The organism is Rhodococcus sp. P3_B8, from assembly GCF_056402775.1.
This window is the reverse complement of the sequence record NZ_JBFUGT010000374.1, coordinates 1-5,694: the sequence shown is the minus strand read 5'-3', so window position 1 is coordinate 5,694 and position 5,694 is coordinate 1. Positions and strand designations below refer to the sequence as shown.

7 protein-coding genes and 1 pseudogene are annotated in these 5,694 nt (G+C 68.2%); 2 read left to right on the top strand and 6 right to left on the bottom strand.

All coding sequences use genetic code 11. The features are described 5' to 3' along the window. A partial coding sequence (locus tag AC1D1G_RS40665; RefSeq protein WP_477956432.1) for a diacylglycerol/lipid kinase family protein occupies positions 1–598 on the top strand: 598 nt, incomplete at its 5' end. Here AC1D1G_RS40665 and prcA read toward each other — a convergent pair. From prcA to AC1D1G_RS40640, 5 genes are all read right to left on the bottom strand, one after another. Further along, positions 589–1,368: a proteasome subunit alpha gene (gene prcA / locus AC1D1G_RS40660; protein WP_283335136.1), complete on the bottom strand. Its 780-nt coding sequence runs from the start codon at positions 1,366–1,368 to the stop codon at positions 589–591. The two genes, AC1D1G_RS40665 and prcA, sit on opposite strands and share 10 nt — an antisense overlap. Next, positions 1,365–2,249 carry a proteasome subunit beta gene (gene prcB, locus AC1D1G_RS40655; protein ID WP_037229527.1) on the bottom strand — a complete coding sequence of 295 codons (885 nt, stop codon included), beginning with the start codon at positions 2,247–2,249 and terminating at the stop codon, positions 1,365–1,367. Before prcB ends, prcA begins: the two co-directional genes overlap by 4 nt. Next, positions 2,246–2,440 (bottom strand): ubiquitin-like protein Pup, encoded by a 195-nt coding sequence (locus AC1D1G_RS40650; RefSeq protein WP_007299058.1) that lies wholly within the window; start codon positions 2,438–2,440, stop codon positions 2,246–2,248. Before AC1D1G_RS40650 ends, prcB begins: the two co-directional genes overlap by 4 nt. Positions 2,441–2,610: 170 nt before the next feature. Further along, positions 2,611–4,110, bottom strand: a complete 1,500-nt coding sequence (dop, locus tag AC1D1G_RS40645; RefSeq protein WP_007299057.1) for a depupylase/deamidase Dop — start codon at positions 4,108–4,110, stop codon at positions 2,611–2,613. 74 nt (positions 4,111–4,184) lie between these two features. Continuing rightward, positions 4,185–4,562: a nitroreductase family deazaflavin-dependent oxidoreductase gene (locus AC1D1G_RS40640; RefSeq protein WP_477956431.1), complete on the bottom strand. Its 378-nt coding sequence runs from the start codon at positions 4,560–4,562 to the stop codon at positions 4,185–4,187. Between the two features lie 82 nt (positions 4,563–4,644). On the opposite strand from AC1D1G_RS40640, the gene AC1D1G_RS40635 reads away from it, so the two are divergent. After that, positions 4,645–5,196, top strand: coding sequence for an NUDIX hydrolase (locus AC1D1G_RS40635; protein ID WP_477956430.1), 552 nt, complete (start codon positions 4,645–4,647; stop codon positions 5,194–5,196). Between the two features lie 65 nt (positions 5,197–5,261). Here AC1D1G_RS40635 and AC1D1G_RS40630 read toward each other — a convergent pair. Continuing rightward, positions 5,262–5,694: pseudogene (locus AC1D1G_RS40630) on the bottom strand (proteasome ATPase); the annotation flags it as partial.

Below are 5,694 nucleotides of genomic sequence, written 5' to 3'. Positions count from 1 at the left end.
GGATGCCGGCGCCGCCGACATCTCGGACACGGTGAACGCCGTCGAGACCGGGCATGCGGTTCTCGTCGATCAGGCCGTCGTCCACACCGATGTCGCGGAGCCGGCGCCGTTCCTCAACACCGCCAGTCTCGGCGGCTATCCCGACGCGGTGCGTCTGCGGGAGAAGTGGCAACCGCGGTACGGGAAGTGGCCCGCGGCATGTGTGGCGATGATCCGGATTCTCTCCGCGGCAACACCGCTCGCCGTCACCATCGACGGCAGGCCCGTGAAGGTGTGGATGTTGTTCGTGGGGAACGGTCGGTATTCCCCCGGCGATCAGGTTCCGATGTCGCGTCCCGCCATCACCGGCGGACTGCTCGACGTCCGGTACGTGCGGGCCGACCGGAAAGCGTCCCGGCCGCGGCTGCTGTTCGCCGCCGCCACCGGGACACTCGGAAGCAGCCGGGTGTACGTGCGATCCCTCGTGCCCCGGCTCACCGTCCGCGTGGACGGCTCGCCGGTCGCACTGGCCACCGACGGTGAAGTGGTCGCCGACGCCCTGCGGTTCGACTTCCGGACGGTGCCCGAAGCGATCGCGGTATACCGGCCTCAGACCTGAGGGTCGGCCGGCTTCGTCTCGGGGTCCGGCTTCGACTCCGAAGCCGGCTCCGGGGCGGCCGCGGGCGCTGCGGGGATCAGCTGTTCGAGCGCGGGTCCGGTGATCCGCCGGAACGCGCGGCGAGGACGGGACTGGTCGAGCACGGCCACCTCGAGGCTGGCCACGTCGACGTTGCGCTTCTCGCCTTCTCCGGCACCACCCCGACGCAGGGCGTTGACCGCGATACCGACCGCCGCCTCGAGATCGAGGTCGGCACGGTACGACTCGCGCATGGCGGTCGCGATCGGCTCGGTCGTGCCACCCATCACGACGAAATGCTGTTCGTCGACGATGGATCCGTCGTAGGTGATGCGGTACAGCTGGGGAGCCTTCGGGCTGCCCACGCGCCCGACCTCCGCGACGCAGATCTCCACCTCGTACGGCTTGGGCTGTTCGGTGAAGATCGTGCCCAGGGTCTGCGCGTACGCGTTGGCCAGCGATCGGCCCGTCACGTCACGGCGGTCGTAGGAGTAGCCCCGCATGTCGGCGTGGACGATCCCGGCGCGCCGCAGGTTCTCGAACTCGTTGTACTTGCCGACGGCCGCGAAACCGAGCCGGTCGTACAGTTCGCTGACCTTGTGCAGCGCGGTGGAGGGATTCTCGGCGACGAACAGCACGCCGTCGCGGAACGTGAGCACCACGACGCTGCGTCCGCGGGCAATTCCCTTGCGCGCCAGTTCCGAGCGGTCCCGCATGATCTGCTCGGCGGACGCGTAATACGGCATGGTCATCGCGCAGACCCCCCTTCTTCGGTGCGCTCGGCGACGATGCGCCGAGCCAACTCGGACGTCGTCTCCTCGGACACGTGCACGGCACCGGCCTGGGTGATCGTGACCGCGGTCGGGTAGATGCCGCGGGTCAGGTCGGGCCCACCGGTGGCCGAATCGTCGTCGGCCGCGTCGTACAACGATTCGATGGCCGCCCGCAGGGCGGTCTCCTCGTCGCTGTCCGGCGAGTAGATCTTCTTCAGTGCCGACTTCGCGAACAACGACCCGGAACCGACCGCGTGGTATCCGGCGCGTTCCTCGTACCGGCCGCCGACGACGTCGTACGAGACGATCCGGCCCGCGTGGGCCTCGTCGTCCGCGTCGAGGTCGTACCCGACGAGCAGCGGAACGACCGCGAGACCCTGCATCGCCGCCCCGAGGTTGCCCCGCACCATCGACGCCAGGCGGTTGGCCTTGCCGTCGAAGGTCAGCTGAACGCCCTCGATCTTCTCGTAGTGCTCGAGTTCGACGGCGAACAGGCGAACCAGCTCGATAGCGATCCCCGCGGTGCCGGCGATACCGGCCGCCGAGTATTCGTCGGTGACGTACACCTTCTCGACGTCCCGGCTGGCGATCAGGTTGCCCTGGGTCGCGCGCCGGTCGCCTGCGAGCAGGACGCCACCCTTGTAGGTGAGCGCCACGATCGTCGTTCCGTGCGGTGCGAGATCACCGCTCTCCATCCCGTCACCACCCCGTGTCGAGTGCGAACGATGGCCGATCCGATTCTCCGGCAGCAATTCTGGTGCGTGACCACGCAGATACTCGGTGAACGAGCTCAGATTCGAACCGAAACTGAGCCTCGTCTCACCGTCGCCTGTCCGCAATGCCGGTCGATCCGCCGTCACTGGCCGCCCTTCTGGACATAGGCCCGGACGAAGTCCTCGGCGTTCTCCTCGAGCACGTCGTCGATCTCGTCGAGCAGGTCGTCGGTGTCCTCGGCCAGCTTTTCGCGACGTTCCTGACCCGCGGCACCGTCAGCGCCCGGGGTGTCGTCCTCGTCGCCGCCACCAGTTCGTTTGGTCTGCTCTTGTGCCATCGCAGCCGACCTCCTTGTGTGAAGGGAGCTCTTCTTCCGAGCGTCCTGTCCTGCCAAGCAGTCTGACTACATCATCCGCTCGGACCTTCACCCTACCGAGCGCCGCCGCCGCACGTGTGCCGACGCGACGGCGAGTTCCGGCGCAGATCCGTCCGCGACCGCTCGACGGGTCAGTTCGTGAGCTCGTCGACGAGTTCTTTCGCGGTCTCCACCGACTCCAGCAACTCCCCCACGTGCGCCTTGCTGCCCCGCAACGGCTCGAGGGTGGGGATACGGACCAGGGAGTCGCCACCGAGATCGAAGATCACCGAATCCCAGCTCGCGGCCGCGATGTCGGCGCCGAACTTGCGCAGGCACTCACCTCGGAAGTAGGCGCGGGTGTCGGTGGGCGGGGTGTCGACGGCGTCGAGCACCGCCTGCTCCGAGACCAGCCGTTCCATCGACCCGCGGGCGACCAGCCGGTTGTACAGACCCTTGTCCAGGCGGACGTCCGAGTACTGCAGGTCGACCAGATGTAGCCGCGGCGCGGACCAGTTGAGGCCCTCGCGGTTCCGGAAACCCTCGAGCAGCCGCAGCTTGGCCGGCCAGTCCAGCAGGTGAGCGCACTCCATCGGGTCCCGCTCGAGAAGGTCGAGCACCATCGCCCACTTCTCCAGCAGATCGGCCACCCGGGGGTCGTCGTTGCCCTCGGCGGACATGAACTTGTCGACCCGGTCCAGGTAAATTCGCTGCAAGGCAAGCCCGGTCAGTTCCCGGCCGTCGGCCAGCGCGACGGTGGCGCGCAGCGTCGGGTCGTGGCTGATGTGGTGCACGGCGGTCACCGGGCGGGCCAGCTGCAGGTCGGTGAGGTCGACACCGGCCTCGATGAGATCGAGGACCAGGGCCGTCGTCCCGACCTTCAGGTACGTGGACATCTCGGCGAGGTTCGCGTCGCCGATGATGACGTGCAATCGCCGGTACTTGTCCGCGTCCGCGTGGGGTTCGTCGCGGGTGTTGATGATGCCGCGCTTGAGTGTCGTCTCGAGCCCGACCTCCACCTCGATGTAGTCGGCTCGCTGGGACAGCTGGAAACCGGCCTCGTCACCGGACTGGCCGATGCCCACCCGTCCCGACCCGCAGATCACCTGACGGGACGCGAAGAACGGGGTCAACCCGTTGATCACCGCGGAGAACGGCGTGGCCCGGGACATCAGGTAGTTCTCGTGGGTGCCGTACGACGCGCCCTTGCCGTCCACGTTGTTCTTGTACAGCTGCAGTCGCGGGGCGCCGGGAACGCTCGACGCGTGCCGGGCGGCCGCCTCCATCACCCGTTCGCCCGCCTTGTCCCAGATCACGGCGTCCAGGGGGTCGGTGACCTCCGGGGCCGAGTACTCGGGGTGCGCGTGATCGACATAGAGGCGGGCGCCGTTGGTGAGGATCATGTTGGCTGCGCCGACCTCGTCGGCATCGATCACCGGCGCCGGGCCGCTCAACCGGCCCAGGTCGAATCCGCGGGCATCGCGCAGCGGGGATTCCACCTCGTAATCCCATCGGGTGCGCTTCGCGCGCGGCACTCCCGCTGCCGCCGCGTAGGCCAGCACCGCCTGGGTGGACGTCAAGATCGGATTGGCCGAAGGCTCGCTGGGTGAGGAGATTCCGTACTCGACTTCGACACCGATGATCCGCTGCATGCTGCCGAGCCTATGCGATCACCCACATCACCCGGCGGCACACTCCTGCCGCGCGAGCCGTCCGCGCCCGGCGACTAGTCCGGCGAGCACTCCAGGTACTGGTCCGCCGAGATCGCCCGGAGCACCGTGCGGACCCCGGCGGGAGCCCAGGAGTGGGTGCTGTCGGTGACGACGCTCGGGTCGGACAGGTGCACCGTCCGGCGGCGCGTCACGATGGTGCATCCGCCCGCCGCCACCACGTTTCGCACCCAATCGCTCTGCGCACCGTACGTCAGGGCGAACCGGTAGCGGCCGTCTACGACGAACACGTTGACGGGTGTGCGATACGCCTTGCCCGACCTGCGGCCCCGGTGCTCGACCATGGCGAACCCGGGCAGGATCGTCGCGACGTGACGGCTCACCTGATTGGTGACGACCCGGTTGAATCGGGCGACCGAACGCGGCAACGCCATGACCTCTCACCCCTTCGGCACCGGAACGAGCAACCGACCTCGACAGTACCGACGTCCGCCGGGGTGCTGGCAGGATCGACACATGGATTCCGCACCGAACCCCCCACCCGGCACGGACGAAGTGGTGGCGGTGTTCGACAGTGCTGGACGACCGGTGGGGTCCGCGGAGCGTTCCCGGGTCTACGCCGAGGGGCTGTGGCACGCGAGTGCCGGCGTCCTCGTCCGGTCCGGCGACGGAAAGCGCCTCTACGTGCACCGACGCTCGGACACGAAGACGGTGTTCGCCGGACATCACGACTGCCTGGCGGGCGGGGTGGTCGATCCCGGGGAGACCCCGGAGGAGGCCGCGAGCCGGGAGCTGGCGGAGGAACTGGGCATCACCGGAGTGGTGGGCCTCACCCCCATCGCGAAAGTGGCGTGGGACGGGCACTGGCAGGGTTTGCGGCTGCGGTGCCACCTGTACGCCTACGAGACGCACTGGGACGGGCCGATCGTCCACCAGGCCAGCGAGATCGCGTCGGGCTGGTGGTGGACGCCCCACGAACTGGTGACGCATCTGCACGACCCGCAGTGGCCGTTCGTGCCGGACACCCGGGYGCTCCTGGAGGACTACCTCGTGACACGGGACCGCTGACACACAGCCGCCTGCGCGGCGGGAACCGTGTTCGAGTTCCCGCCGCGCAGGTGGTGCCGCACGGCTTACAGGTACTGGCCCGTGTTGGATTCGGTGTCGATGGCGCGGCTCGCGCTCGCGTTCTTACCGGTGACCAGCGTGCGGATGTAGACGATCCGCTCACCCTTCTTGCCCGAGATCCGGGCCCAGTCGTCGGGGTTGGTGGTGTTCGGCAGGTCCTCGTTCTCCGAGAACTCGTCGACGATGGAGTCGAACAGGTGCTGGACCCGCAGACCCGGGGCACCGGTGTCGAGCACCGACTTGATCGCGTACTTCTTGGCGCGGTCGACGATGTTCTGGATCATCGCACCCGAGTTGAAGTCCTTGAAGTACAGGACCTCCTTGTCGCCGTTGGCGTACGTGACCTCGAGGAAGCGGTTCTCCTCGCTCTCGGCGTACATGCGGTCGACGACCCGTTCGATCATCACCCGGATGCAGGCCGTGCGGTCGCCGCCGAAC

What these genes read in the sequence shown, in the direction of transcription:
- prcA (WP_283335136.1), bottom strand. Translation starts at nt 1,368, where the DNA reads ATGACCATGCCGTATTACGCGTCCGCCGAGCAGATCATGCGGGACCGC.
- AC1D1G_RS40650 (WP_007299058.1), bottom strand. Translation starts at nt 2,440, where the DNA reads ATGGCACAAGAGCAGACCAAACGAACTGGTGGCGGCGACGAGGACGAC.
- dop (WP_007299057.1), bottom strand. Translation starts at nt 4,110, where the DNA reads ATGCAGCGGATCATCGGTGTCGAAGTCGAGTACGGAATCTCCTCACCC.
- AC1D1G_RS40640 (WP_477956431.1), bottom strand. Translation starts at nt 4,562, where the DNA reads ATGGCGTTGCCGCGTTCGGTCGCCCGATTCAACCGGGTCGTCACCAAT.